This is a genomic window from Cellulomonas sp. P4_A2, from assembly GCF_056402515.1.
On the sequence record NZ_JBFUHG010000002.1, the window covers coordinates 26,741 to 50,808 of the forward strand.

The 24,068-nt window shown below is 71.8% G+C and carries 20 protein-coding genes; 7 read left to right on the top strand and 13 right to left on the bottom strand.

Annotation, left to right across the window (positions count from 1 at the left end; translation table 11 throughout):
• Positions 1 to 51: 51 nt before the first annotated feature.
• Positions 52 to 1,035: a magnesium transporter CorA family protein gene (locus tag AC1DUE_RS02950; protein ID WP_477037895.1), complete on the top strand. Its 984-nt coding sequence runs from the start codon at positions 52 to 54 to the stop codon at positions 1,033 to 1,035.
• Between the two features lie 6 nt (positions 1,036 to 1,041).
• Here the strand turns inward: AC1DUE_RS02950 and AC1DUE_RS02955 are convergent, their stop codons facing one another.
• The gene (locus AC1DUE_RS02955) at positions 1,042 to 2,040 is read right to left on the bottom strand and encodes a serine hydrolase domain-containing protein (RefSeq protein WP_477037896.1); all 999 of its coding nucleotides are present in this window, start codon (positions 2,038 to 2,040) and stop codon (positions 1,042 to 1,044) included.
• A 97-nt stretch (positions 2,041 to 2,137) separates the two neighbouring features.
• Between AC1DUE_RS02955 and AC1DUE_RS02960 the strand changes: the two genes are divergently transcribed.
• The 3 genes from AC1DUE_RS02960 (at position 2,138) to AC1DUE_RS02970 (ending at position 4,493) form a co-directional block, all read left to right on the top strand.
• Positions 2,138 to 2,524 carry a hypothetical protein gene (locus tag AC1DUE_RS02960; RefSeq protein ID WP_477037897.1) on the top strand — a complete coding sequence of 129 codons (387 nt, stop codon included), beginning with the start codon at positions 2,138 to 2,140 and terminating at the stop codon, positions 2,522 to 2,524.
• A 45-nt stretch (positions 2,525 to 2,569) separates the two neighbouring features.
• On the top strand, positions 2,570 to 3,505 hold the full coding sequence (locus tag AC1DUE_RS02965) for an NADP-dependent oxidoreductase (protein ID WP_477037898.1): 936 nt from the start codon (positions 2,570 to 2,572) through the stop codon (positions 3,503 to 3,505).
• Between the two features lie 190 nt (positions 3,506 to 3,695).
• Entirely contained in the window at positions 3,696 to 4,493 is a 798-nt protein-coding gene (locus tag AC1DUE_RS02970) for a transglutaminase-like domain-containing protein (protein ID WP_477037899.1), read from the top strand.
• A gap of 7 nt (positions 4,494 to 4,500) precedes the next feature.
• Here the strand turns inward: AC1DUE_RS02970 and dnaG are convergent, their stop codons facing one another.
• The 6 genes from dnaG to AC1DUE_RS03000 all read right to left on the bottom strand — a co-directional run bounded on the left by dnaG (position 4,501) and on the right by AC1DUE_RS03000 (position 13,593).
• Positions 4,501 to 6,429, bottom strand: coding sequence for a DNA primase (gene dnaG / locus AC1DUE_RS02975; protein ID WP_477037900.1), 1,929 nt, complete (start codon positions 6,427 to 6,429; stop codon positions 4,501 to 4,503).
• Positions 6,430 to 6,460: 31 nt separating this feature from the next.
• Positions 6,461 to 7,759: a deoxyguanosinetriphosphate triphosphohydrolase gene (locus AC1DUE_RS02980; RefSeq protein ID WP_477038095.1), complete on the bottom strand. Its 1,299-nt coding sequence runs from the start codon at positions 7,757 to 7,759 to the stop codon at positions 6,461 to 6,463.
• Between the two features lie 70 nt (positions 7,760 to 7,829).
• Positions 7,830 to 9,668, bottom strand: coding sequence for a glycoside hydrolase family 13 protein (locus AC1DUE_RS02985; RefSeq protein ID WP_477037901.1), 1,839 nt, complete (start codon positions 9,666 to 9,668; stop codon positions 7,830 to 7,832).
• A complete protein-coding gene (locus AC1DUE_RS02990; RefSeq protein WP_477037902.1) occupies positions 9,665 to 10,549 on the bottom strand; it encodes a sugar ABC transporter permease in 885 nt (294 codons plus the stop codon). Before AC1DUE_RS02990 ends, AC1DUE_RS02985 begins: the two co-directional genes overlap by 4 nt.
• Position 10,550: 1 nt before the next feature.
• Positions 10,551 to 12,179, bottom strand: a complete 1,629-nt coding sequence (locus tag AC1DUE_RS02995) for an ABC transporter permease subunit (RefSeq protein WP_477037903.1) — start codon at positions 12,177 to 12,179, stop codon at positions 10,551 to 10,553.
• Between the two features lie 169 nt (positions 12,180 to 12,348).
• Positions 12,349 to 13,593: a sugar ABC transporter substrate-binding protein gene (locus AC1DUE_RS03000; RefSeq protein WP_477037904.1), complete on the bottom strand. Its 1,245-nt coding sequence runs from the start codon at positions 13,591 to 13,593 to the stop codon at positions 12,349 to 12,351.
• Positions 13,594 to 13,825: 232 nt separating this feature from the next.
• Here AC1DUE_RS03000 and AC1DUE_RS03005 point away from each other — a divergent pair, with 232 nt between their 5' ends.
• From AC1DUE_RS03005 to AC1DUE_RS03015, 3 genes are all read left to right on the top strand, one after another.
• Complete coding sequence (locus AC1DUE_RS03005) at positions 13,826 to 14,878, top strand: LacI family DNA-binding transcriptional regulator (RefSeq protein ID WP_477037905.1); 1,053 nt, start codon at positions 13,826 to 13,828, stop codon at positions 14,876 to 14,878.
• Between the two features lie 79 nt (positions 14,879 to 14,957).
• Entirely contained in the window at positions 14,958 to 16,664 is a 1,707-nt protein-coding gene (locus tag AC1DUE_RS03010; protein ID WP_477037906.1) for a glycoside hydrolase family 13 protein, read from the top strand.
• Positions 16,661 to 17,539, top strand: a complete 879-nt coding sequence (locus AC1DUE_RS03015; RefSeq protein WP_477037907.1) for a carbohydrate kinase family protein — start codon at positions 16,661 to 16,663, stop codon at positions 17,537 to 17,539. Before AC1DUE_RS03010 ends, AC1DUE_RS03015 begins: the two co-directional genes overlap by 4 nt.
• A gap of 3 nt (positions 17,540 to 17,542) precedes the next feature.
• Here AC1DUE_RS03015 and dusB read toward each other — a convergent pair whose 3' ends face one another.
• From dusB to AC1DUE_RS03045, 6 genes are all read right to left on the bottom strand, one after another.
• Positions 17,543 to 18,727, bottom strand: coding sequence for a tRNA dihydrouridine synthase DusB (dusB, locus tag AC1DUE_RS03020; RefSeq protein ID WP_477037908.1), 1,185 nt, complete (start codon positions 18,725 to 18,727; stop codon positions 17,543 to 17,545).
• A 14-nt stretch (positions 18,728 to 18,741) separates the two neighbouring features.
• A complete protein-coding gene (locus AC1DUE_RS03025) occupies positions 18,742 to 19,353 on the bottom strand; it encodes a response regulator transcription factor (RefSeq protein ID WP_477037909.1) in 612 nt (203 codons plus the stop codon).
• A complete protein-coding gene (locus tag AC1DUE_RS03030) occupies positions 19,350 to 20,603 on the bottom strand; it encodes a sensor histidine kinase (RefSeq protein WP_477037910.1) in 1,254 nt (417 codons plus the stop codon). Before AC1DUE_RS03030 ends, AC1DUE_RS03025 begins: the two co-directional genes overlap by 4 nt.
• Positions 20,604 to 20,656: 53 nt before the next feature.
• Positions 20,657 to 21,448: an ABC transporter permease gene (locus AC1DUE_RS03035; protein ID WP_477037911.1), complete on the bottom strand. Its 792-nt coding sequence runs from the start codon at positions 21,446 to 21,448 to the stop codon at positions 20,657 to 20,659.
• Positions 21,445 to 22,413, bottom strand: coding sequence for an ABC transporter ATP-binding protein (locus AC1DUE_RS03040; RefSeq protein WP_477037912.1), 969 nt, complete (start codon positions 22,411 to 22,413; stop codon positions 21,445 to 21,447). The genes AC1DUE_RS03035 and AC1DUE_RS03040 overlap by 4 nt, the downstream gene beginning before the upstream one ends.
• 230 nt (positions 22,414 to 22,643) lie before the next feature.
• The gene (locus AC1DUE_RS03045) at positions 22,644 to 24,026 is read right to left on the bottom strand and encodes a glycine--tRNA ligase (protein WP_477037913.1); all 1,383 of its coding nucleotides are present in this window, start codon (positions 24,024 to 24,026) and stop codon (positions 22,644 to 22,646) included.
• Positions 24,027 to 24,068: the final 42 nt, after the last annotated feature.

Consider the following 24,068-nt stretch of genomic DNA (forward strand, 5'->3'; position numbering starts at 1 on the left):
CGGCCCGAGCGCCGGGTGGCGGACGCGCGCCCGCGCTGGAGGATGACAGGTATGGACGTCCACCTGGTGATCGACGACGGCGTCCGCGACTGCACGGTCGAGGAGCTGCCCGCCCTGCTCGCCGCCAAGCGCGGCATCGTCTGGGTCGACGTCCCGGAGTGGTCCCCGGAGGCCGCCGAGGAGCTGACCCGCGTCTTCGGCCTGCACCCGCTCGCGGTGCACGACATGGAGGTGCGCAACCGGCTGCCCAAGCTGCACGCCTACCCGGACTCGCTGCTCCTGATCCTGCACGCCCCCGAGAGGGGGGCCGCCGGGCACGTCCACCACGTCGAGCTCGACCGTGTGATCGGCCCGAAGTACCTGATCACCGTGCACGGACCCGTGAACCCGGCGGTCGGTCGCGAGGTGATGCTGCGCGACACCGACGAGGTCCTCGCCCGCATCCGGTCGGGACGACTGCGCCCCAGGACGTCCTTCGACATCTCGCACGCGATCGTCTCGACCCTCACGCGGCACATGGAGCGGTTCGTCGAGGAGCTGACCACCGACGTCTGGGAGCTCGAGCGACGGGTCACCGAGGGCGGGTACGACGACCCCGAGCAGCTCCTGGACGAGATGTTCCGCACCCGGCACGGGCTGCTCGCGATCCGCACGATCGCCGCGCAGACGGGGCAGATCTACCGCCGCCTGTCCGGGATCTCGCGCGCGGTGCCGGAGGAGAGCCGCCACCTCGTCGCCGACCTGATCGACCAGTTCGACCGCATCGCCGCGCTGGCCGCCGAGGAGAAGGACTACCTGCAGGGCGTGATCGAGTTCTACCGGGCGCGCACCGAGACGAAGATGACGATCGCCGCCGAGCGGCTCGCCGTCATCGCGGTGGTCACCCTGCCCATCACGGCACTCGCGTCGGTGCTCGGCATGAACCTCATCGTGAACAACCACACGACGCCCGTGCCCCTCTCGGTCGCGCTGGCCGTCATGCTCGCGATGTCGGCGGGCCTCCTGTGGTGGGCCAAGCGCCAGGGCTGGTGGTGACGCCGGTCAGTCCGGGGTCACCCCGAGCCGCTCCGCGAGCAGTCGCGCGATCGGCCAGGCTCCGTCGGACGTGGTCCCGACGACCGTGAACGTGAGCTGCTCGGCTGGATGGTGCAGGCTGCGGAACGAGACGCCGGCGTCGTAGCCGTCGAGGATCAGGATGTCGCGGTCCTTGTGCAGCCAGAACCCGAGGCCGTAGCGCCGCCCCTCCTCGAAGTACTCGCTGTGCGCGCTCGTCATGAGGGCGACCGACGACGGCGAGACGATGGCGCCGGCGAACAGCGCGGCCCAGAACCGGTGCATGTCGGTGGTCGTCGTGTAGAGCCCGCCGTCGCCGTTGCCGACGACCGGCAAGTGGAACACGTTGGTCCGGCCGTTCTCGACGTACCCCACGGCCGCCCGCCCCGGCAGGTCGTCGGAGCGCAGGAAGTCCGTGTCGACGAGACCGGCGGGCCGGCAGACCCGGTCGCGGACGAGGTCGTGGAAGTCGGTGCCGCTCGCGCGCTCGGCGAGCAGCGCCAGGACCACGTAGCCGCCGTTGCAGTACTGGAAGCGGTCGCCGGCCGGGAACGCGGTCGGGAAGCCGTCGAGCACCGCGAGGAACTGCTCGGTGGTCTCCAGCTCCTGCATGGGCACCGCGAGGGCGTACTCGTTGATGTCGGAGTCCTCGCTCTCGTCGAGGTAGTCGCCGATCCCCGACCGGTGGGCGAGCAGGTGCTCGACGGTGACGTCGTCGGCGATGAGCGGCAGGTCGTCGCGCAGCAGCGAGCGCGCGGTCGTGTCGAGCGTGAGGGTCCCGTCCTCGACGAGGCTCATCACCGCGAGCGCGGTCATGCCCTTGCAGCCGCTCGCCATCGCCACCTGGGAGTCGACCCTCATGGGCAGCGCGTGCCTGCGGTCGGCCAGCCCGTAGGCGGCGTCGAGGATCGTCGTTCCCGCGCGGTCGACGCGGACCACGCCGGAGAACTCGCCGGCGAGCGCCTCGACCTCTGCTGCCAGGTCCATCCGGCCACGGTAGGCCGCCGACGATCCTTTCCACGAGGGGAATTAGCGAGGAGACTCGGTCCCGACGAGCCGCTCCGGCGGCGGGTAGGGGTGTGCCGTGCGACGACGCCGGCTGATCTTCCGGTCCGCGGTGCTCGCGATCGCCCTCGTGGCGGCGGTCGCCCTGACAGTGGCGTCGCTGGCGGGTCCGGGCTTCTCCATCGGACTGTTCTTCATGGCGTTCCTCGCGTACGTGATCGTCGTCGTCGAGGTGCCCCGGCTGGTCTCCGCGCTTCGCGACCACCGCCCGGACGTGCCCCCACCGGGGAAGTGGTGGATCTGCGAGCTGCCGCGGGACCACCGGCTCGTCCGGACGGCTGCGGACGACCCGACGTGGCGCTGCACCCGCTGCGGGCACGTGCAGCACGAGCCGCCGAGGAAGTCGATCGGCGAGTCGGTCGGAGGCGTCGAGCAGGGCTGGGTGACGCGGCACGACGACATGTGAGACGGCCGCGGGCGGCGCGGTCGGTCCATGGCTACGGTCGGGTGGATGAGCACCACGATGAAGGCGCTGCGCGCCCACACCCGCGGCAGCTACGACCAGCTCGTCTACGAGGACGCCCCGGTGCCGGTCCCCGGCCCCGGCGAGGTGCTCGTGCGGGTGGCGGCCGTCGGGATCACGTTCACCGAGCTCACCTGGGACGAGACGTGGGCTCGTCTCGAGAAGGACGGCACCCCGGCCGTCCCCGGGCACGAGGTCTCGGGCACGGTCGCCGCGCTCGGCGCGGACGTGTCCGGGTTCGCCGTCGGTGACGCCGTGTTCGGGCAGGTGCCGTTCGAGTCGCAGGGCGGCGCCGCGCAGTACGTGGCGGTGCCGGCCACCGCGCTCGCGCACCGGCCCGACGGCGTGTCCGACGTCGACGCCGTCACGCTGCCGGTGGCCGCGCTCACCGCGTGGGAGGCCTTCGAGGACCACGCCCCGATCGGTCCGGGCACGGACGTGCTCGTGCACGCGGGCGCGGGCAGCGTGGGCGGGTTCGCGATCCAGCTCGCGGTGCTCAAGGGCGCGAACGTCACGACGACCGCCTACGCGCGCGACGAGGAGGTGGTCCGAGCCCTCGGTGCGACGACCGTCGTGACCACCGACCCGGCGCAGTTCGGCGGTGGCCGCACCTACGACGTCGTGCTCGACACGCTCGGCGGACGGGTCCTCGACGACTCCTATGCGGTGGTCCGCGAGGGCGGGCACCTGGTCACGCTCAACACGCCTCCGGACCAGGACCGGGCGGCGGCAGGCGGCTACTCGGCCACGTTCTTCGTCGTCGCCGGCAACGGCTCGGCACTCGAGCAGATCGCGGCCCTGGTGGCCTCCGGGGACCTGCGCACGACGATCGCCGCGACGTTCCCGCTGGAGCGTGGCCGGGAGGGGTACACCTTCGCCGGCACGCCGGGCCACGGCCCCGGCAAGACCGTCCTGGTCGTCTGAGACCAAGGTCCTGGACGCATGTCCATCTAGAGGGGTTCCGACGGACCCGGACCGATCGGCGGTCAGGGCTCTGACCTGCGCGTTCATCGGATCCTGTCCGCGGGCTGGACGCGGGGCCCCGTGAGCCTCACACTTGCGCTCGCCCCTCTAGATGGTCCAGCCACCGACGGCTGGGAAAGGACCCGCGGCCGTGCTGCGCACCGTGACTTCTCATCTCTCTCTCGACGTGCGCGCCCCGCTCGAGATCGAGCTCCTCGTGGCCGTCGCCGACGGCGCCTACGACCGCTCGGAGCTCCTCTCCGTCCGCCATGACGACGGTCCCCTGGACGTCACCGAGATCAAGCTCGCCCACGGCGCCCGCATGCACCGCGTGCTCGCGCCGAAGGGCCGCGTGGTGGTCGACTACCACGCCAGCATCACGGGCCAGGCGGACCTGCCGCCCATCGACGACGTCGACATCGTCGAGTACCGCCGGCCGTCGCGCTACGCCGACTCCGACCGGCTGCTGGCGTTCGCGCGCGACCAGTTCAAGGACCTCTCGGGCGAGGCGCTGCTCGATGCGGTCGTCGCCTGGGTGACCAACCACGTCACCTACCTGTCGGGCTCCAGCCTGCCGACCGACGGCGCGACCGACACCCTGCTCAAGCGTCGCGGCGTCTGCCGGGACTTCGCGCACCTCGTCGTCGCGCTGCTCCGCGCCCGCGACGTGCCGGCCCGCCTGGCCTCCGTCTACGCGCCCGGCCTCAAGCCGATGGACTTCCACGCCGTGGCCGAGGCCTACATCGACGGCGCGTGGCAGGTGGTCGACGCAACCGGGATGGCGCCGCGCGAGTCCCTGGTCCGCATCGCGACCGGGCGGGACGCCACCGACACCGCGTTCATCTCCTGGTACGGCGGCAACCTCTACGTCGCCGCGATGACCGTGACTGCGACGATCCACGGCGGTCTGACCCTCGACCAGGGCACGGGGCTCGTCGCCCTGCGCTGAACCGTTCCTACGCGCTCTCGCGCAGGTTCCGGCGTCGGCCCTCGACCTCGACCAGCTCTGCGTACGCGGCGCGGTAGGCGTCGGGGTCGGCCTCGGCGTCCATGCGCTGGAGCCGTCCGCGCAGCTCGGCGATGTGCCGCGTGAAGCCCATCTCGACCAGGCTGCGCACGACGCCCTTGACGTAGCCGTCGAGCGACGCCGGCCGGTCCTCGGGCAGCGGCGCCACGGCGAGCTCGGTGACCAGCGGCCGCAGGTTCTCGCCGGCCTCCTCGATCACCGCACCCACCCACGCGGTCGCGTTCCCGAGCGTCCGGGCGACGACGAGACCGCCCGCGGCCCGGACCGCCTCGTGCACGGCGCGGTAGGCGGGTGCGCCGAACGCGTCGGCGGGCAGGTCGTCGAACTCCTCGGGCACGAGATCGGGGTGCTGGAGGACCACCTCGAGCGCGGTGCGTTCGATCTGCGCGACGGGGTCGCGGCGGTCCGGCTGCGGCATGCGGGCCTGCTGCGGCGCCGGGCGCTCCTCGCGGGTCGGCGTCTGCGGTCGCGGGTCGGCGCCGCGCGACGGCTGCCGGGCCGTCGCCCCCTGGACCGCGCGACGCACCTGCTCCTCGTCGTCGATCCCGAGCCAGCCGGTCAGCATGCGCGTGTACTCGGGCCGGAGCCCGGTGTCCCGGATGCCCGCGACCACCGGTGCGGCGGCGCGCAGGGCGCCGATCCGACCCTCGGCGGTGCGCAGGTCGAAGGTCTCCAGCGTGCTCTTGATGACGAACTCGTAGAGCGGGGTGCGGCCGGCGACCAGGGCGCGCACCGCGTCGGGCCCCTTGGCCTGCCGCAGCTCGCACGGGTCCATGCCCGACTTCTCGACCGCCACGAACGTCTGCGCGGTGAACGTCTGGTCCTCGCCGAACGCGCGCAGCGCGGCCTTCTGACCTGCGGCGTCACCGTCGAACGTGAAGATGATCTCGCCGCCCACGGAGGCGCCCGAGGCCAGCTGCACTCCCCCGGTCGAGCCGGAGTCACCGACGAGCCGGCGCACGATCCGGGCGTGGTCCGACCCGAAGGCGGTGCCGCAGGTCGCCACGGCGGTGCCGACGCCCGACAGGTGCATGGCCATGACGTCGGTGTAGCCCTCGACGACGACGACCCGCTTGTCGCGCTGCATGTCCTTCTTGGCCAGGTCGATGCCGTACAGGACGTGCGACTTCTTGTAGAGCGCGGTCTCCGGGGTGTTCAGGTACTTGGGTCCCTGGTCCTCGTCGTAGAGCCGGCGCGCACCGAACCCGACCGTCTCGCCCGTCACCTCGCGGATGGGCCACACGAGCCGCCCGCGGAACCGGTCGTAGACGCCGCGCTGCCCCTGGCTGACCAGGCCCGACGCCGTGAGCTCGGCCTCGGTGAACCCTCGGCCGCGCAGGTGCCGCATGAGCGCGTCCCAGCTCTTCGGCGCGTAGCCGACGCCGAAGTCGGCGGCCGCGGTCCGGTCGAAGCCTCGCTCGGACAGGAACGCCCGGCCGGCGGCGGCCTCCGGGGTGCTCAGCTGCTCGCGGAAGAACTCCTCGGACACCTTGTGTGCCTCGATCAGCCGACGACGCTTGCCGGGCTCCTCGCCCGGACGGGGTGCGCCGCCCTCCTCGTACCGCAGCTGGATGCCGACCTTGCCGGCCAGGTACTCGACCGCCTCGGAGAACCCGAGCCCGTCGACCTTCTGCACGAAGTCGATGACGTCGCCGCCCTCGCCGCAGCCGAAGCAGTGGTAGCGGCCGACCTGCGGGCGGACGTGGAACGAGGGCGAGCGTTCGTCGTGGAAGGGGCACAGGCCCTTCATCGATCCGACGCCCGCGGACTTCAGCGTGACGTGCTGCCCGACGATCTCGTCGATGTGGGCACGCTCGCGGACCGCCTCCACGTCCTCCCGTCGGATGCGTCCCGCCACGGGCAGAGTCTAGGCGCGTCCACCGACGTGATCAGACGAAAGCTGCGGGCCCGCCGTGGCGCGGCGGGTGAACCAGGCGGGCGTGCAGCTCGGCGGCCGAGACGTCGGTGAGCGAGGCGACCTGGTCGACGACCACGCGGAGCCGCGCGGCGTCGTCGTCGGCGACCGCCCAGTCGGCGGCGAACGGGGGCTCGAGCGCGATCGGCGCCCGCTCGGACAGCACGTGCACGAGGTCCGTGAGCACCTCGCGCTGGCGGTGGTAGAGCGGTTCGAGCTCGCGCGGGGCCATGACGTAGGCGACCGCGAGGCCCTTGAGCACGAGGATCTCGGCGAGCGTCTCGTGCGGGACGATCAGGTCGGCGCCGTAGCGCGTGAGCGGCCCGGGGCCGTACTCCGCACGCGTCGCCCGCTGGGACGCCTTCGCGAACCGGCCGATCAGCTGGCTGGTCGAGTCCTTGAGGTGGGCCAGCGCCCCGCGCGACCCGTCGAAGCCCTGCCGCCAGAGCTTCGCGGCCACCAGCCGGTCGATGGCGTCCTGGAGCTCGTCGCCGGAGACGGCGTCGCCGTACCAGGTCTGCACGGCCTCGACGACGCGGTCCCGCTCCTGGGGGACGCCGAGCACCTCGAGGTCCAGACGCCCGCCGACGACCGCGTCCTCGACGTCGTGCACCGAGTAGGAGATGTCGTCGGCCAGGTCCATGACCTGCGCCTCGAGGCACTTGCGACCCGCAGGCGCGTCCGAGCGCAGCCACTCGAACACGGGCAGGTCGTCCTCGTAGACGCCGAACTTGTGCGTCGGCCGGCCGCTCGCCTCGCTGATCGGACCCTGCAGGTGCCGCCACGGGTACTTCACGGACGCGTCGAGGGACGCGCGCGTGAGGTTGAGGCCCACGGCGCGCCCGTCGGGTCCGACGACCTTCGGCTCCAGCCGGGTGAGCAGCCGCAGGGTCTGGGCGTTCCCCTCGAAGCCGCCGATCCCCTTGGCCAGCTCGGCCAGCGCCCGCTCGCCGTTGTGCCCGAACGGGGGGTGGCCGAGGTCGTGGGCCAGGCACGCCGTGTCGACGACGTCCGGGTCGCAGCCGAGCGCCTTGCCGATCTCGCGGCCCACCTGCGCGACCTCGAGCGTGTGCGTGAGGCGGGTCCGCACGAAGTCGTCCGACGACGGACCGAGCACCTGGGTCTTGGCGCCCAGCCGCCGGAGGGCGGACGAGTGGACCAGCCGGGCGCGGTCGCGCTCGAACGCCGTCCGTTCGCGGGACTTGGTGCCCTCGCGGACCCAGCGCTCCCGGTCGGCGTCGACGTACCCGTCGACGTCCAGGGCCTGGTCCAGTGCGGTCACGGCGTCAGCCTAACGATCAGGCGCCCACCGGTCGGGCGCCACCCGATCCGTGCCTCAGCGATCAGGCGAGCCGCCAGACCTGGACCCCCGGGCCGTCACCGGGGACGTGCAGGGCGCCGGCAGACACGTCGAGGTCGGCACCCCCGTACAGGTTCTCCGGCAGGGCGTCGGACGCGAGCAGGTGCCGCGGCAGGTCGACGCCCTCCCACGGCGCGCGGGCGACGACCACGAGCACCCGCTCGTCGAGCGTCTCGCGCAGGTAGGCGACGGCGTCGGGCTGCACGACGGCCCACCGCATGCCGCCCTCGCGCAGGGCACGCGAGCCGCGCCGCACCGCGATGAGCGACCGGTAGATCTCGAACGTCCCGGCGTCCCAGCGCGGTCCGCCCCCGGCGTCGATGTCGCGCCAGGGCATCGCGACGCGGGAGTGCTCGCCGTTGGTCCCGGTCAGCCCGCCCTCGTCGCCGGCGAACATGGCCGGGGTGCCGGGGTAGGTGAACAGCAGCCCGGCCGCGAGCTCGACACGTTCCCGCGTGCCGACGACCGTGCGCAGCCGCGCGGTGTCGTGCGAGCCGAGCATGTTCCACTGGTGGGTCGTGATGTTCCACGGGACGGTGGCGTCGAAGTCGCGCATCGTCGCGACCATCGACGCACCGTCGCGGCGCGGGACCGGCACGGGCATGCCGAGGAAGCCGAGCGCGCTGCCGGGGTCCACCAGCCAGGTCCAGACCGGGCGCGTGAATGCCGAGTAGTTCATGTTCGCGTGCCAGCCGCCCGCGGCCAGGTCCAGACCGGCGTCGTGGAAGTGCTCGGCCACCAGCACCGCGTCCGGGTTGATCTCGCGCATCGTCGCGCGGATGGTGCGCGCGACCACGTGCGTGAGGTCGTCGTCGGCGTACCGCCCGGTCATGTTGGCGACGTCGATGCGCCAGCCGTCCAGGTCGAAGGGCGGCGCCAGCCAGCGGCCGATGACGGAGTCCGGACCCTCGACCATCCGGGCCGCGAGCGCGGGGGCGTTGTAGTTCAGCTTCGGCAGCGAGGCGTGCTCGAGCCAGCTGACGTAACCCGGGTCGTCCTGCGACCAGTAGTAGAACTCCGCCTCCTCGCTCGCCCGGTCCCCCAGCGCCCGCGCGAACCACTCGTGCCCGGCGCCCGTGTGGTTGGTCGTCAGGTCGCCGAGGATCCGCATACCCCGCCCGTGGATCGCGCGGCTGAGCGAGGCGAGCGCCTCGTCGCCACCCAGCAGCGGGTCCACGTGGTCGAAGGTGCTCGCGTCGTAGCGGTGGTTCGACCGGCTCGGGAAGACCGGCGTGAGGTAGAGGGTGTCGACGCCCAGCCGCTGCAGATGGTCCAGTCGCGCCTCGACCCCGGGCAGGTCCCCACCGAAGAACTGGGTCGCGGTGCCGGGGCCGGACCCGATCGGCTCGTCGTCCCAGCGGGCCGGCAGGGCCCAGTCCGGGAGCGGTCCGTCGGGCGAGCCGGCGCGTGCGAACCGGTCCGGGAACACCTGGTAGACCACCGACGTGTCCATCCACGACGGCGCGGGATCGTGCACGGTGAGCCGGAAGTCGGCCGCGTCCGGGACGTCCCGCTCGTGCACGCCCCGTCCGTTGAGCCAGCGGTACCCGCCCGGCTCGTCGAGGAGCACGCGGTAGCCCGTGACCGGGTTGTGCACAGGGATGTCGGCGACGTACCAGCGCTCGTGCTCGTCGGACCGTTCGAGCCGCGCCTCGACCATGCGCGGTTCGCCGTCGCGGACGGCGCGCACCCACACGGCCCGCTCCGGACCGGCGGCCGGCACCCTGACCCGCACGGGCACCACCTCGCCGAGGCGCGGCGTGGCACGTCGGACGTAGACCTCCGAACCGTCGTGGTGCGGGAGGCCGAGCAGATGGCTCATCCCTTGACGGACCCCGCGGTCAGACCCCCCACGATGAACCGCTGCAGGAACTGGAACAGCAGGATCACCGGGATGGCGGCGATGACCGCGCCGGCCGCGAACAGGCTCCAGCGCGCCGTACGTTCGTCGGCGGCCCAGGAGTACAGACCGACCGCGAGCGTGTACTTCTCCGGCTGCTGCAGCACCACCTTGGCCAGCAGGAACTCGCCGTACGCGCTCACGAACGACAGCAGGCCGACCACCGCGAGGATCGGCGCGACGAGCCGCAGGATGATCGTGAAGAAGATTCGCACGTGCGAGGCGCCGTCGATCTTGGCAGCCTCGTCGAGCTCGCGCGGGACGGTGTTGAAGAACCCGTACATGAGGAACGTGTTCACGCCGAGCGCGCCGCCGAGATACAGGAAGATCAGGCCGGTATCGCTGTTCAGGCCGAGCACCGGGACCACGTCGCTGAGCGTCTGCAGCAGCAGGAACAGCGCGACGAACGCGAGCATCTGCGGGAACATCTGGATGATCAGCAGGGCGGTCAACGAGCCGTGCCGGCCGCGGAACCGGAACCTCGAGAACGCGTACGCGGCGGCGGCGCCCATGAGCACGGTGCCGATCGCGGTGACGGTGCAGACGTAGATCGAGTTGACGTACCAGCCCGGGTAGTACTGGTCGGAGAACAGGTCCGCGTAGTTGTCGAAGGAGATGTTCCGGAACAGGTCGTTCGACCCGGTGAGCGTGCCGCCCGGGTTGAGCGAGGCCGACAGGACGTACAGCAGCGGCAGGAGGCAGACCAGGATCGTGACGATGCCGACGACGTGACGCCAGCCGATCTCGGTCCACCACCGCGCACCCTTGACCGGGGCGTACTGCTCGAGCGAGGCCTTGGCCATGTCAGAGCTCCTCCAGCTGTCGGGTGCGTCGGAAACCTATGTACGAGATGGTGCCGACGATCAGGAAGATCAGGATCGAGAGCGCGCTCGCCAGGCCGTACTGCTTGAGCCCGCTCTCGAAGGCGACGGAGTACACCATCGAGATCAGCAGGTCCGTGTGGCCGATGACGTACGGGGTGCCGGAGAAGTTCGGGCCGCCGCCGGTCAGCATGTAGATCAGCGTGAAGTTGTTGAAGTTGAACGCGAAGGACGCGATCAGCAACGGCGCCACCGAGATCATCAGCAGCGGCAGCGTGATCGAGCGGAAGATCCGGGTGCGGCCGGCCCCGTCCATCCGCGCCGACTCGGTGACGTCGCCCGGGATCGACTGCAGGGCTCCCGTGCACACGAGGAACATGTACGGGAAGCCGAGCCAGAGGTTCACCCCGATGATCGAGAGCCTGGCCAGCCACTGGTCGGTCAGCCACGGGATCTCGGCGCCGCCCAGCAGGACGTCGTTGATGAACCCGAACCGCGTGTTGAGCATCCCCCTCCACACCAGGGCGGACAGGAACGCAGGGAACGCGTACGGGAGGATCAGCAGCGACCGGTAGATCTTGCGGCCGCGGACGCGCGGGTCGTTGAACACGATCGCGAGGAACAGGCCCAGCGCGAACGTGGTCAGCACCGAGAGGAACGCGAACACGAAGGTCCAGATGAGGATCTGGAAGAACGGGCCCGAGAGGCGTTCGTCGGAGAACATCTTGGTGAAGTTCTCGAAGCCGACCCCGACGCGCCAGCCGGGCGTCAGCGCCGTGCCGTCCTCCGCGCGGAAGTTCCCGTGGTCGTCGGGCGTGTAGACGACGCCCGTCTCCACGTTCGTCATGGTGTCGGCGGCCGCGTCGTACTCCAGGACCGAGGTGTAGACGTATCCGGTCGAGCCGTCCTGCGTGCGCAGGGAACCGTCGTTGGGGTCGTCGGAGAACGGGACGCGCAGCGCGGTGACCTCGGCCTGGCGCTGGGCGATCTCGCCGAACTTGAGGACCGTGTAGTCGGGGATCGCGGTGACGACGCCCGCCTCGACCGTGGCGTCGGGTGCCTCCTCGAGCGGCTGCTCCGCCGTCCCGACCTTGACCGTGTCGCCGTCGACGATCGCGAACCCCAGCTCGTCACCCTGCTCGACGACCGCGAGCTTGTAGGCGGCGGAGCCCTCCACCCGGCGCTCGTTCTGGACGAGGATCGCCTCGACGGCGTCCGCCTTGGTGGAGTTGTGCCCGTCGCCGTAGTTGGTGAACGCGATGTAGCCCGTGTAGGCCATCGCGAACAGCTGGTAGACGAGCAGGAAGAGCAGCCCGGGCAGCAGGTACTTGGCGGGCAGCATCCGGCGGGAGAAGTACACCCAGTTGACGGCGATGAGCGCCAGGACCAGGAAGATCACGATCGCCCACGACTGGACGGCGACCGCCGCGAGGATCCCGTAGACGCCGAGGGCGTCGACCAGAGCGACGAGGATGAGCTTCACGACGAAGCCGGCGGACATGTTGCGGGCGTGGGAGTTGCCCGGGTGCTTGGGCGGGGCGCCGTCGGCGGGACCCGAGGGCGGCGGGGTCATCCCCTGGACGGGGCGCTCCGCGGACTGCTGATCCGTCATCAGGTCCTCTTTGTCGTCAAGGAGACGTGCGCGACGTTGCGCGAGGCGGGCTGGTGGGTCCTACAGGTCGTGCTCAGAGCCTGGCACGCGGTGCCACGATCGGCTCGGCGGACACTCGCCGGGACCCCTTCGTGAGGGGTCCCGGCGAGCCGATCCGGGTGGACGTCCGTCAGCCGGCGTCGATCGCGTCCTGGATGTTGGTCGTCATGGTGTTCCACGCCGCGGGCGGGTCGGTGGCCTGACCGTTGATGATCTGGGCCTCCGTCTCCGACCAGGACGTCCAGACCGAACCCATCTCGGGGATGGACGGCATCGGCGCACCGGTGGTGGCGGCCTCGGTGAACCCGGCGAGGACCGCGTCGTCGACCTTGTCGGCCGACGCCGTGAGCGCCGGGAGACGTCCGCCGAGCGTGTACAGCTCGGTCTGGACCTTCTCCGTGGTCAGGAAGTTGACGACGAACTGGTTGGCGAGCACGGCGTTCGGGGTCTTCGACGAGATGAAGGCACCCTGCACCCCGACGAACGGCTGCGCGGTCTGGCCACCGGCGCTCGGCACGGGCAGGACGGTCACGTCCATGCCGGCCTCCTTGAACGCCGTGGTGTTCCACGGCCCGGTGATGATGTACGGCGCCTTGCCGTCGAGGAACGCCTGCTTGGCGATGTCGGCGTCGATCGACGGGTCGAGGACCTTCTCCTGGCTCAGCTTCTGCAGGTAGGTGGCGAACGCGTCACCGTTGGGGCCGCCGAGCGAGAGCGTCGTGTTGTACGAGCCGTCGGGGTTGCTGCCGAACACCGGGGCGCCGAAGGAGGTCTGCAGCGGGTACAGGTGGTACGGGTCGCCTGCCGCGCCCTGCTGGACCAGGACCGAGAACTCGGTGCCCGCGCCCTTGGCCTGGGCGACCAGGTCGTCGAACGTCGCGGCCGGGGTGTCGGCGAGGATCTTGTTGTTGCGGACCAGGGCGATGTTCTCGATCGCGTACGGGGTGCCGTACTGCTGACCGTCGTACGCGAACGCCTGGATGCTCACGGGGTTGAAGCCCGACGCGAGGTCGCCCAGCTCGACGGGTGCGACGACGCCGTTGGTGACGAACTCACCGGTCCAGTCGTGCGCGCCGATGACGACGTCGGGGCCCTTGCCGGTGGGGACCTGGGACACGAAGTCGGTCCGGATGTCCTTCGACAGCTTCTGCACGAGGTTCACCTTGACGCCGGTCTCGGCGGTGAACTCCTCCGTGACGGGCTTCATCACGTCGATGCGGGTCTCGTCGACCCAGATGGTCAGGGTGCCGGCCGCGTCTGCAGTCGAGCTGGACCCCGACGTGCTGTCGTCCCCGCTGTCGTCCGATCCTGAGCAAGCGGTGATGGTCAGCGCCAGGCCGATCATCGCCGCGACGACTGGGATGCTCCGTCGCATCGTCTCTCCAAAAGGTCTGTGGGTGTGCCGCGCGCGGCGGAATCCCACCGACGCTGGCCTGATGGAGCCGACGCTAACGGCGTTGCAACCGGCCTTGCAAGTCGTTACGGTAACTTTCAGGCAACGGTTTCAGCGGGTGGCGCGGATGCTCTCGTTGCTCGTCTCCGACCCTTCGCGAGGCTTTCTGATCACCTACGGACAAGGAGGTCCGGTGTCCCCTACGCTGCCACCCGTGCGTACCCGTCTGACGGACCTGGCCGAGCAGGCCGGCGTCAGCACGGCAACGGTGTCACGGGTCCTCAACGGCAAGCACGGGGTGTCGTCCCAGGCGCGCCAAGCCGTGCTGGCGGCCCTCGACATGCTCGGATACGAGCGGCCGGAGAAGCTGCGGACCCGATCCGCCGGGCTCGTCGGGCTCGTCGTGCCCGAGCTGTCGAACCCCGTCTTCCCGGCGTTCGCGCAGGTGATCGAGTCGATGCTCACCGAGCGCGGGTACACGCCGCTGCTGTGCACGCAGTCGGCGGGCGGCACGACCGAGGACCAGTACGTCGAGATGCTCCTCGAGCACGGCGTGGACGGCATCGTCTTCGTCTCCGGGCTGCACGCGGACACCGCGGCCAGCAAGGACCGCTACCACCGGCTGCGCAGCCGAGGGATGCCGTTCGTCCTGGTCAACGGATACGCGGAGGGTGTCGACGCACCGTCCGTCTCCACCGACGACACCGCCGCGCTCGACCTCGCGTTCCGCCATCTCGTCTCGCTCGGGCACCGCTCGATCGGCCTGGCGATCGGCCCGGAGCGCTTCGTCCCGTCGGCGCGCAAGCGCAGGGAGTTCGCGGTCAACCTGGAGCGTCACCTCGGCATCGTGGACGCCGGCCCGCACGTGGCCACGTCGTTGTTCACGGTGGAGGGCGGCCAGGCCGGCGCCACCGAGCTCATCGAGTCCGGGCACACCGCGATCATCTGCGGGTCCGACCTCATGGCGCTCGGCGCCATCCGGGCGGCGCGCTCGCGCGGGCTCAGCGTCCCCGGCGACCTGTCGGTCGTGGGCTTCGACGACTCCCCGCTCATCGCGTTCACCGACCCGCCGCTGACCACGGTGCGCCAGCCGGTGCAGGCGATGGGGCACGCGGCCGTGTCCGCCCTCGTCTCCGAGATCAACGGCACGCCCGCCTCGCGCACCGAGCTGACGTTCCACCCAGAGCTGATCGTCCGCGGGTCGACCGGGGCTGCACCGTCCCTGACCTCGGCGACTGTGACCGCACACCTTCCCGCCGTACTCTGACCGGCGCGACGCGCACCACGCGTCCTCGTCCCCCGGCAACGGCGCCTCTGACCACCCTTCGAAACGAGGCTCTGCCCGCATGACCACGACCGACCTCCCGCAGCTGATCGTCCACCGCCCCGGGTCCCCCGAGGGCGAGTGGTGGCGCGACGCGGTGATCTACCAGGTCTACCCGCGCTCGTTCGCCGACGCCTCGGGCGACGGCATCGGCGACCTGCCCGGCGTGACCTCCCGCCTCGACCACCTGGCCGAGCTCGGCGTCGACGCCATCTGGCTCTCGCCGTTCTACCGGTCCCCGCAGGCCGACGCCGGCTACGACGTCGCCGACTACCGCCAGGTCGACCCGCTGTTCGGGTCCCTGGCCGACTTCGACGAGCTGCTCGCCCGCGCGCACGGCCTGGGTCTGCGCGTCCTGGTCGACCTCGTGCCCAACCACACGTCCGACGAGCACGTCTGGTTCCAGGCCGCCCTCGCCTCCGAGCCCGGCTCCCCCGAGCGCGCGCGGTACCTGTTCCGCGACGGCCGCGGTGTCTCCGGCGAGCTTCCCCCGAACAACTGGGAGTCGATCTTCGGCGGCGCCGCGTGGACGCGCGTGCCCGACGGCCAGTGGTACCTGCACCTGTTCGACTCCCGCCAGCCCGACCTCGACTGGGAGAACCCGCAGGTCCACGCCGAGTTCGAGGACGTCCTGCGCTTCTGGCTCGACCGCGGCGTGGACGGCTTCCGCGTCGACGTCGCGCACGGCATGGTCAAGGAGCCCGGGCTGCCCGACTGGGACGGGCACGTGTCGATGATCGAGGGCACGGACTCCGACGAGGCAGAGCCCACCGACGGCAGCTCCGGCGCTGGAAATCGCGGTCCGATGTTCGACCAGGACGGCGTGCACGACATCTACCGGGCCTGGAACCGGGTGCTCGCCACCTACGACGGCGACCGCGCGCTCGTCGCGGAGGCCTGGGTGGACCCGCTGTCGCGGCTGACCCGCTACATCCGGCCCGACGAGATGCAGCAGGCCTTCAACTTCGCGTTCCTCGCGACGCACTGGGACGCGCCCGCCCTACGCACGGTGATCGAGGCGTCCTACGCGACCGCCGACGCCGTCGGCGCCCCGACCACGTGGGTCCTGTCCAACCACGACGTGGTGCGGCACGCGTCGCGGCTCGGCCTGGCGGAGCCGGGCTCGCGCCCCAACGGCATCGGCCACGGCGACGAGCAGCCCGACGAGGCACTCGGCCTGCGCCGGGCACGTGCCGCCTCGCTGCTCATGCTCGGTCTGCCCGGCTCGGCCTACGTCTACCAGGGCGAGGAGCTCGGCCTCCCCGACCACACCGCGCTCGACGACGACCTGCGCCAGGACCCCGCGTTCTTCCGGACCGGGGGCGCGGAGCGGGGTCGCGACGGCTGCCGGGTTCCCCTGCCGTGGGCGTCGGACCAGCCCGGGTTCGGGTTCTCGCCGACCGGGGTGACCTGGCTGCCGCAGCCCGCCGACTGGGCGTCCTACGCGCTCGACGCGCAGCGCGGTGTGCCCGGCTCGACCTACGAGACCTACCGGTCGGCGCTCGCCCTGCGGCGGTCGTCGGCGCTCGGCTCCGGCGGTCTCGCGTGGGTGCCCGGGCTCGGCGACGACGTCATCGCGTTCACCAACCGGACCGTGCTCGTCGTCGCGAACCTCGGGTCGTCGCCCGTCCCGCTGCCGCCCGGTGCCGAGGTCCTGCTGGCCTCGACCGAGCTCGACGGTGACGAGGTCCCCTCGGACGCCACGGTCTGGGCACGCCTGCCGCGATGACGGGCCGGGTGCTGGTCAACGGTCCGGCGTCCTGGAACACGCTCGTCCGGCTGCCGGCACTGCCGGGCGCGGTCTCCCAGACGGTCTTCGCGCAGTCGCACGACGACGGGCTGGGCGGGACGTCGGCGGGCAAGGCCGTGACGCTGGCGGCGCTCGGGGTGGACGTCACGCTGCGGACCGTCCTGGGCGACGATGCGTTCGGGGTGGACGTGCGCTCCGCGCTGTCCCCCGTGCGCCTCGACGTGCTCGAGGCGGCCGATCGACGGACCGAGCGGCACGTCAACCTCATGGCCGACGACGGCGGCCGCGTCTCGATCTACCTCGAGCTGCCGACGCCGGTCCCCGGCCCGATGCCCTCGTTCGACGGGTTCGACGTCGCCGTCCTCGACCTCGCCGACCACAGCCGGCCGCTGCTCGGCGCCGCCCGTGCGGCCGGCGTCCCCGTCTGGTGCGACGTGCACGACGACGACGGGACCGCCTCGTTCCAGCGCGAGTTCGTGGCCGCGGCGGACGTGTTGCTGGTGAGCGCGGCCCGCCTGGCGGACCCGCGTGCGTACCTGGCGGACGCCGTGGCACGAGGCTGCCGGCTCGCGGTCTGCACGCACGGCGCGGCCGGCGCGATCGCGCTCGACGCGGACGGCTGGATCACGGTCGGGACGGCGCCCGCGCGGGTCGTCGACACCAACGGCGCAGGCGACGCGTTCCTCGCGGGCCTCCTGGTCGCGGTCCTCGACGGCCTGCCGACGACGACAGCCCTCGCCCACGCCGCAGCGGCCGGCGCGCTGGCCGTCGGCACGCGCGCGCTCGGGGCCCCGCACGCCACCCGCGACGAGGTCGCGCGCCTGGCGGCCGAGGTGGCGGTCCACCGCGCCTGACGGTCAGCCGCCCGAGACGCTCAGCTCTGCCTCGTGGAGCGCCTTGGCGAACTCCGGGGAGAGCTCGCGCGAGTCGAGCCAGCCGTACGGGAGCAGCGGTCGCTTGGGCGAGCCGGCGCGCCCGCGCTGGCCTTCGGCGCCCGCGCCCGGATAGCCCTGCTCGAGGTCCAGGCCGGCCAGGCGGTCGTCGAGCTCGGCCATCGTCGACACCAGCCCGAGCGCGGCCCGGGTCTCGCCGCCCACGACGTACCCCTTGAAGTACCAGGCCATGTGCTTGCGCATCTCGCGCAGCGCCTTGCCCTCGTCCTCGAAGTGCTCGACCATCAGCTCGGCATGCCGTCGCACGACCGTCGCGACGTAGCCGAGACCGGGCTTCACGCGCTCGTCGGACCCGGCGAACGCCGCCGCGAGGTCCGCGAACAGCCACGGCCGGCCCTGGCAGCCGCGGCCGACGACGACGCCGTCGCAGCCGGTCTGGGCGACCATCTCGAGCGCGTCCTCGGCCGACCAGATGTCGCCGTTGCCGAGCACCGGGATGTCCGTGACCGTGGCCTTGAGCTGCGCGATCGCGTCCCAGTCGGCGGTGCCCGAGTAGTAGTCGGCGGCGGTGCGGGCGTGCAGCGCGACCGCCGCGACACCGACCTCCTGCGCGACGAGCCCGGCCTCGAGGTAGGTCAGGTGGTCGTCGTCGATCCCCTTGCGCATCTTCACGGTGACCGGCACGCCGTAGGGCGAGGCCGCGTCGACCGCGGCCGTGATGATCGCGCGGAACAGATCCCGCTTCCAGGGCAGAACCGCTCCCCCGCCGCGGCGGGTGACCTTGGGCACCGGGCAGCCGAAGTTGAGGTCGACGTGGTCGGCGCGGTCCTCGGAGGCGATGAGCCGGACGGCGGCGGCCACCGTCGCGGGGTCGACGCCGTAGACCTGCACGGACCGCGGACGCTCGTCGGGCTCGTGCGAGATGATCCGCATCGACTCCTCGCCGCGTTCGACCAGCGCGCGCGACGTCACCATCTCGGCGACGTACAGACCCGCCCCGGACTCGCGGCACAGGCGCCGGAACGCGGCGTTGGTGACTCCGGCCATGGGGGCCAGGACGACGGGCGTGTCGATGGTGAGCGGGCCGATCTGCAACGGCGGCAGCACGGCGCCAGGGCGCGTGGGTGCCACTGGAGTAGAGACGGTCATGGCTCCATTGTCGCTCAGCCGAGCAACCAGCCGTACTCCTGGGCCAGCCGGACGGCCTCCGCACGGGTCCGGGCGCCCGTCTTGCCCATGGCGGCGGACAGGTAGTTGCGGACCGTGCCCTCGGACAGGAACGTCTCGCGGGCGATGTCCGCGACGGTCCCGCCGGTCGCCGCGACGACCAGGACGTCGCGTTCCCGGTCGGTCAACGGGCTCTGCCCGACGGCCAGCGACTCGACCGCGAGCTCGGGGTCGATGACGCGAAGTCCCTGGTGGACGCGCCGCACGGCGTCGGCGAGCTGGTCGGCCGGGGTGTCCTTGACGACGAATCCGCTGGCACCCGCGTCGAGCGCGTGCCGGACGTACCCGGGGCGGCCGAAGGTGGTGACGATGAGCGACCGGCACGCCGGGTACTGGGTCTTGAGCGCGGCCGCGGCGGCGATCCCGTCGATGCCCGGCATCTCGACGTCGAGCAGGGCGACGTCCGCGAGGTGCGTGCGCGCAGCCTCGACCACCTCGTCGCCGCGGCCCACCTGGGCGACCACCGTGAGGTCGGGCTCGAGGTCGAGCAGGGCGGCGAGCGCTCCGCGGACCAGGGCCTGGTCGTCCGCGAGCAGCAGGCGGATCATCGGGCGTCCTTCGTCGTGACGAGCAGGCGGTACCCGCCCAGGGGGCTGGCGGTCACGGTGACGCGGGCGCGCGCGGCGCGGGCACGTTCGGTCAGCCCGTTCAGCCCGTTGCCCGGGACAGAGTCGACGAGCGCCGGGCCGTAGCCGTCGTCGTCGACGGTCAGGGTGTCGCAGGACATGGTGACGCGGACGCGCGAGGCGGCCGCGTGGCGCAGGACGTTCGTCGTCCCCTCCCGCAGCGCCCACGCGAACAGCTCGCGCAGGTGGTCCGGGACCTCGTCGACGGTGCCCGGGACGTCCGCCTCGATGCCGGCGGCGTCGAACGCCTGCCGCGCACCGGCGAGCTCGCCCGCGAGCGTCACGGCGCGGGTGGCGGTGACCATCCCCCGCACGTCCGCGAGCGCGGCTCGGGCCAGGGCCTGCACCTCGGCGATCTCGGCCCGGGACCGGTCGGCGTCGACGTCGAACAGCTTGCCGGCGAGCTCCGCCTTCACCGAGATGACGGTCAGGGAGTGGCCCAGGATGTCGTGCATGTCGCGGGCGATCCGCTCCCGCTCCCGCTCGACCGCGAGGACCGCGACCTCGTCCTGCGCGAGCTGGAGCTGCCGGTTGCGCAGGACGAGCTGCGTGAAGCCGTAGACCGCGAACGATGCGAGGACGACGGAGATGATCAGGTCGTCGATCGGCTCCCAGCCGGGGATGACGCGCGGCACGACCACGACCACCACCACCGCCAGGACGGCGACGAGCAGCGCCCTCGGGTCCCGCATGAGGAACACGGCCGACACGCAGACGAACACGATCCCGCCGAGCCCCTGCTCCTGGGTCGCCAGGCACGAGAGCGCGACGAGCACGAGCTGCCCGCTGAGCACGAGCGCGGTCACGGCGTCCGAGGGCACGCGGCCGCGGTGAGGTCCTGCCCGGGTGAGCACGACCCAGCCGAAGCTCGCGCCGAGCCCCGCGATCGCGATCAGCGACACCGTGCGCTCGACGCCGGGCGGGCTGTCCCAGGCGACGGACCACGGCTGGAGCAGGAAGACCACCCAGACGACGCCCATGAGCGGCCCGACGACGCGCATGACCTTGCGCACGCGTGGCCGCTCGAGACCGTCCTCGTCGCTCACGAAGGCACTCCGACCGCCCCAGCGCGGCTGCCGCGGGCCGTGGTCCTTCACCTGCCACGACTCCGGGGCGCCCGGGACGTCGCGCACGGCCGACGGACCGCTGTCGACCTCCGCTCTGCGCCTCACGGCGTCCACGGTAGTCGCGCGTTCTGACTCGAACAGACCGTCGGGCCGTCTCGTCACACGCGTGCCGTGTCGCGGCGGAACCGCCAGGCCGCGCCGAACCCGAACACCGCGGCCCAGGCGACCACGTTGACGACGGCCCAGATGCTGACCCCGTCGCCGGTCAGCGGCGCGCGGACCAGCTCGGCGAGGCCGTAGGTCGGCGTGAACTTGGCGAGCGTCGCGAAGACGCCCTCGCCGAGCGGGACGAACAGGCCACCGGCGAAGGCCAGGAGGGCGAGCGACGGGCCGAGGATCTGCATGACGTTCTCCGACGGCAGCAGGTAGCCCATGAACAGGCCGAACGCGGCGAACACGATCGAGCCGATCCAGGCGAGCGCCAGCGACTCGGCGAGCACCGTGCCGCTGCCGGTCGCGCCGGACGCGAGGCCGACGGCCCCGACGACGATCACGGCCACGAGTCCCATCACCATCGCCACGGCGACCTTGGTGAACACGTAGGTGGACGGTCGCAGCGGGGTCAGCCGCAGCTGTCGGGTCCAGCCCTGCGCGCGCTCGACGGAGACGCTCGCGCCGCCGCTCGTCGTGGCGATCATGGCGCCGTAGAGGGCCATCGAGACCATGATGTAGGCGGTCACGTTGGCGTGGCCGACCGACTGCGTCTTGTAGTCGTCGGCGGTGCCGAAGAGCAGGAAGAACACCGGCGGCATCACGAGCGTGAAGATGACGGTCCGGCGGTTGCGGACCAGCCGGCGCAGCTCGATCGCCAGGAACTGGCGGTTGATCAGGCCGGTGCGCGGCGCGCGGTCGGCGGTGGTCCGTGTCGCGGTGACGGTGACGGCGCTCATGCGTTGCTCCCAGTGTTCGTCGCGGGACCGGTGTGGTCGCCGGTGAGCGCGAGGAACGCGTCCTCGAGCCCGCGGGCCGTGATCTCGATGTCGGTGGCCTTCGTGGTGGTGAGCAGGTGCCGCGCGACCCCGTCCGAGTCGGATGTGCGGACCAGCAGGCGGTCGCCGCGCAGCTCGACGCCCTGGACGCCCGGCAGTGCCTCCAGCGCGGTCGACTCGGCGCGCGTGATGTCGGGCAGGGACGCGCTCACGAGCCGCCCCGACGCGAGGTTCTTGACCTGGGCCGCCGAGCCGTCGGCGACGATCTTGCCGTGGCTGACCAGCACGATCCTGTCGGCGTAGGCGTCGGCCTCCTCCAGGTAGTGCGTCGCGAACAGGATCGTCCGGCCGCGGGACGCATCGGTCCGCAGCGCGGTCCAGAAGTCGCGACGCCCCTCGACGTCCATCCCGGTGGTCGGCTCGTCCAGGACGATGACGTCGGGGTCGGGCAGCAGGGCCAGCGCGAACCGCAGCCGCTGCTGCTGGCCGCCGGAGCACTTGCCCACGCGGCGGTCGGCGATGTCGGCGATCCCGGCCCGCGTGAGCACCTCCTCGGCGGTCCGCGACGACCGGAAGAACGATCCGGTCAGCTCGACCGTCTCGCCGACCGTCAGGTCCTTGAGCAGGCCGCCGCTCTGCATGACGGCGGAGACGCGGCCCTCGGCGATCGCCCGGGAGGGCTCGAGCCCAAGGACGCTCACGGTGCCGGCGTCCGGTGTCGCGAGGCCGAGAAGCATGTCGATGGTGGTCGTCTTCCCGGCGCCGTTCGGGCCGAGGAAGGCGACGATCTCGCCCGGCGTCACGGCCAGGTCGATCCCGTCGACGGCACGCACGGTGCCGAAGGACTTGTGCAGCCCGCGCAGGTCGATCGCCAGCGGGCCCGACCCGGCCGGGGCCGGGGTGGGGAGCGTGTCGGTGAAGGTCATGACTTGATCCTGGCGACGACGGACGGTGCGCTCCCCCGTCGCGCGTCACCCGTTCGGGATGACGGATGTCACGACTCAACCTCTGGGACGGTCGCCGTGCCCGCCCTCGGCGCGCTCGCCGCCTGGCGCGCCCCCCGCACTGCTGTCCGTCGGCGGCAGGCTCGCCGATTGACGAGACACGACCACGGGCCGGCAGCGCAGCTGGCTGCCGGCCCGTGCTCGTCGGTCGGTCAGGCGCCGATCAGGCGAGCCGCGAGGTAGCCGGTCACCTGGTCGAGCGAGACCCGCTCCTGCGTCATGTCGTCGCGGTGCCGGATGGTGACGGCCTGGTCCTCGAGCGTGTCGAAGTCGACCGTGATGCAGAACGGCGTGCCGATCTCGTCCTGGCGGCGGTAGCGGCGACCGATGGCGCCGGCGTCGTCGAAGTCGACGTTCCAGTTGCGTCGCAGCTCGGCGGCCAGGTCGCGGGCCTTCGGCGACAGGGCCTCGTTGCGCGACAGCGGCAGGACCGCGGCCTTGACCGGCGCCAGTCGCGGGTCGAGCTTGAGCACCGTGCGGACGTCGACGCCGCCCTTGGTGTTGGGCGCCTCGTCCTCGGTGTAGGACTCGACCAGGAACGCCATCAGCGACCGGGTCAGGCCGGCCGCGGGCTCGATGACGTACGGCACGTACCGGGTGTTCGTCGCCTGGTCGAAGTACGACAGGTCCTGGCCGGAGTGCTCGGTGTGCGTCTTGAGGTCGAAGTCGGTGCGGTTGGCGATGCCCTCGAGCTCGCCCCACTCGCTGCCCTGGAAGCCGAACTTGTACTCGATGTCCACCGTGCGCTTCGAGTAGTGCGACAGCTTCTCCTTCGGGTGCTCGAAGTGCCGCAGGTTGTCGCGGGAGATGCCCAGGTCGACGTACCAGTCGGTGCGCGTGTCGATCCAGTACTGGTGCCACTGCTCGTCGGTGCCGGGCTCGACGAAGAACTCCATCTCCATCTGCTCGAACTCGCGCGTGCGGAAGATGAAGTTGCCGGGCGTGATCTCGTTGCGGAACGACTTGCCGATCTGGCCGATGCCGAACGGCGGCTTCTTGCGGGCCGTCGTCGACACGTTGGCGAAGTTCACGAAGATGCCCTGCGCGGTCTCGGGCCGCAGGTAGTGCAGGCCGGACTCGTCCTCGACAGGGCCGAGGTACGTCTTGAGCATCATGTTGAAGTCGCGCGGCTCGGTCCACTGGCCGCGGGTGCCGCAGTTCGGGCAGGCGATGTCGCCCAGGCCGTTCTCGGGCGCGCGGCCCTTCTTCTCCTCGAACTCCTCGAGCAGGTGGTCCTCGCGGAACCGCTTGTGGCAGTTCAGGCACTCGGTCAGCGGGTCGGTGAAGACACCGACGTGGCCGGAGGCGACCCAGACCTGGCGGGGCAGGATGACCGAGGAGTCCAGGCCGACGATGTCCTCGCGGCTGGTCACCATCGCGCGCCACCACTGGCGCTTGATGTTCTCCTTGAGCTCGACCCCGAGGGGTCCGTAGTCCCAGGCCGACCGCGTACCGCCGTAGATCTCACCGCTGGGGAAGACGAAGCCGCGCCGCTTGGCGAGGGAGACGACAGAGTCCAGGCGGGAAGGTGCCACGTTCGATCACTCCAGGTGGTGGCGCCCGCGGCTGGGTGTCGC

Coding starts and splice junctions, on each gene's coding strand:
- AC1DUE_RS02950 (WP_477037895.1), top strand. CDS start 52: ATGGACGTCCACCTGGTGATCGACGACGGCGTCCGCGACTGCACGGTC.
- AC1DUE_RS02955 (WP_477037896.1), bottom strand. CDS start 2,040: ATGGACCTGGCAGCAGAGGTCGAGGCGCTCGCCGGCGAGTTCTCCGGC.
- AC1DUE_RS02965 (WP_477037898.1), top strand. CDS start 2,570: ATGAGCACCACGATGAAGGCGCTGCGCGCCCACACCCGCGGCAGCTAC.
- AC1DUE_RS02985 (WP_477037901.1), bottom strand. CDS start 9,668: ATGAGCCATCTGCTCGGCCTCCCGCACCACGACGGTTCGGAGGTCTAC.
- AC1DUE_RS02990 (WP_477037902.1), bottom strand. CDS start 10,549: ATGGCCAAGGCCTCGCTCGAGCAGTACGCCCCGGTCAAGGGTGCGCGG.
- AC1DUE_RS02995 (WP_477037903.1), bottom strand. CDS start 12,179: ATGACGGATCAGCAGTCCGCGGAGCGCCCCGTCCAGGGGATGACCCCG.
- AC1DUE_RS03000 (WP_477037904.1), bottom strand. CDS start 13,593: ATGCGACGGAGCATCCCAGTCGTCGCGGCGATGATCGGCCTGGCGCTG.
- AC1DUE_RS03010 (WP_477037906.1), top strand. CDS start 14,958: ATGACCACGACCGACCTCCCGCAGCTGATCGTCCACCGCCCCGGGTCC.
- AC1DUE_RS03015 (WP_477037907.1), top strand. CDS start 16,661: ATGACGGGCCGGGTGCTGGTCAACGGTCCGGCGTCCTGGAACACGCTC.
- dusB (WP_477037908.1), bottom strand. CDS start 18,727: ATGACCGTCTCTACTCCAGTGGCACCCACGCGCCCTGGCGCCGTGCTG.
- AC1DUE_RS03025 (WP_477037909.1), bottom strand. CDS start 19,353: ATGATCCGCCTGCTGCTCGCGGACGACCAGGCCCTGGTCCGCGGAGCG.
- AC1DUE_RS03035 (WP_477037911.1), bottom strand. CDS start 21,448: ATGAGCGCCGTCACCGTCACCGCGACACGGACCACCGCCGACCGCGCG.
- AC1DUE_RS03040 (WP_477037912.1), bottom strand. CDS start 22,413: ATGACCTTCACCGACACGCTCCCCACCCCGGCCCCGGCCGGGTCGGGC.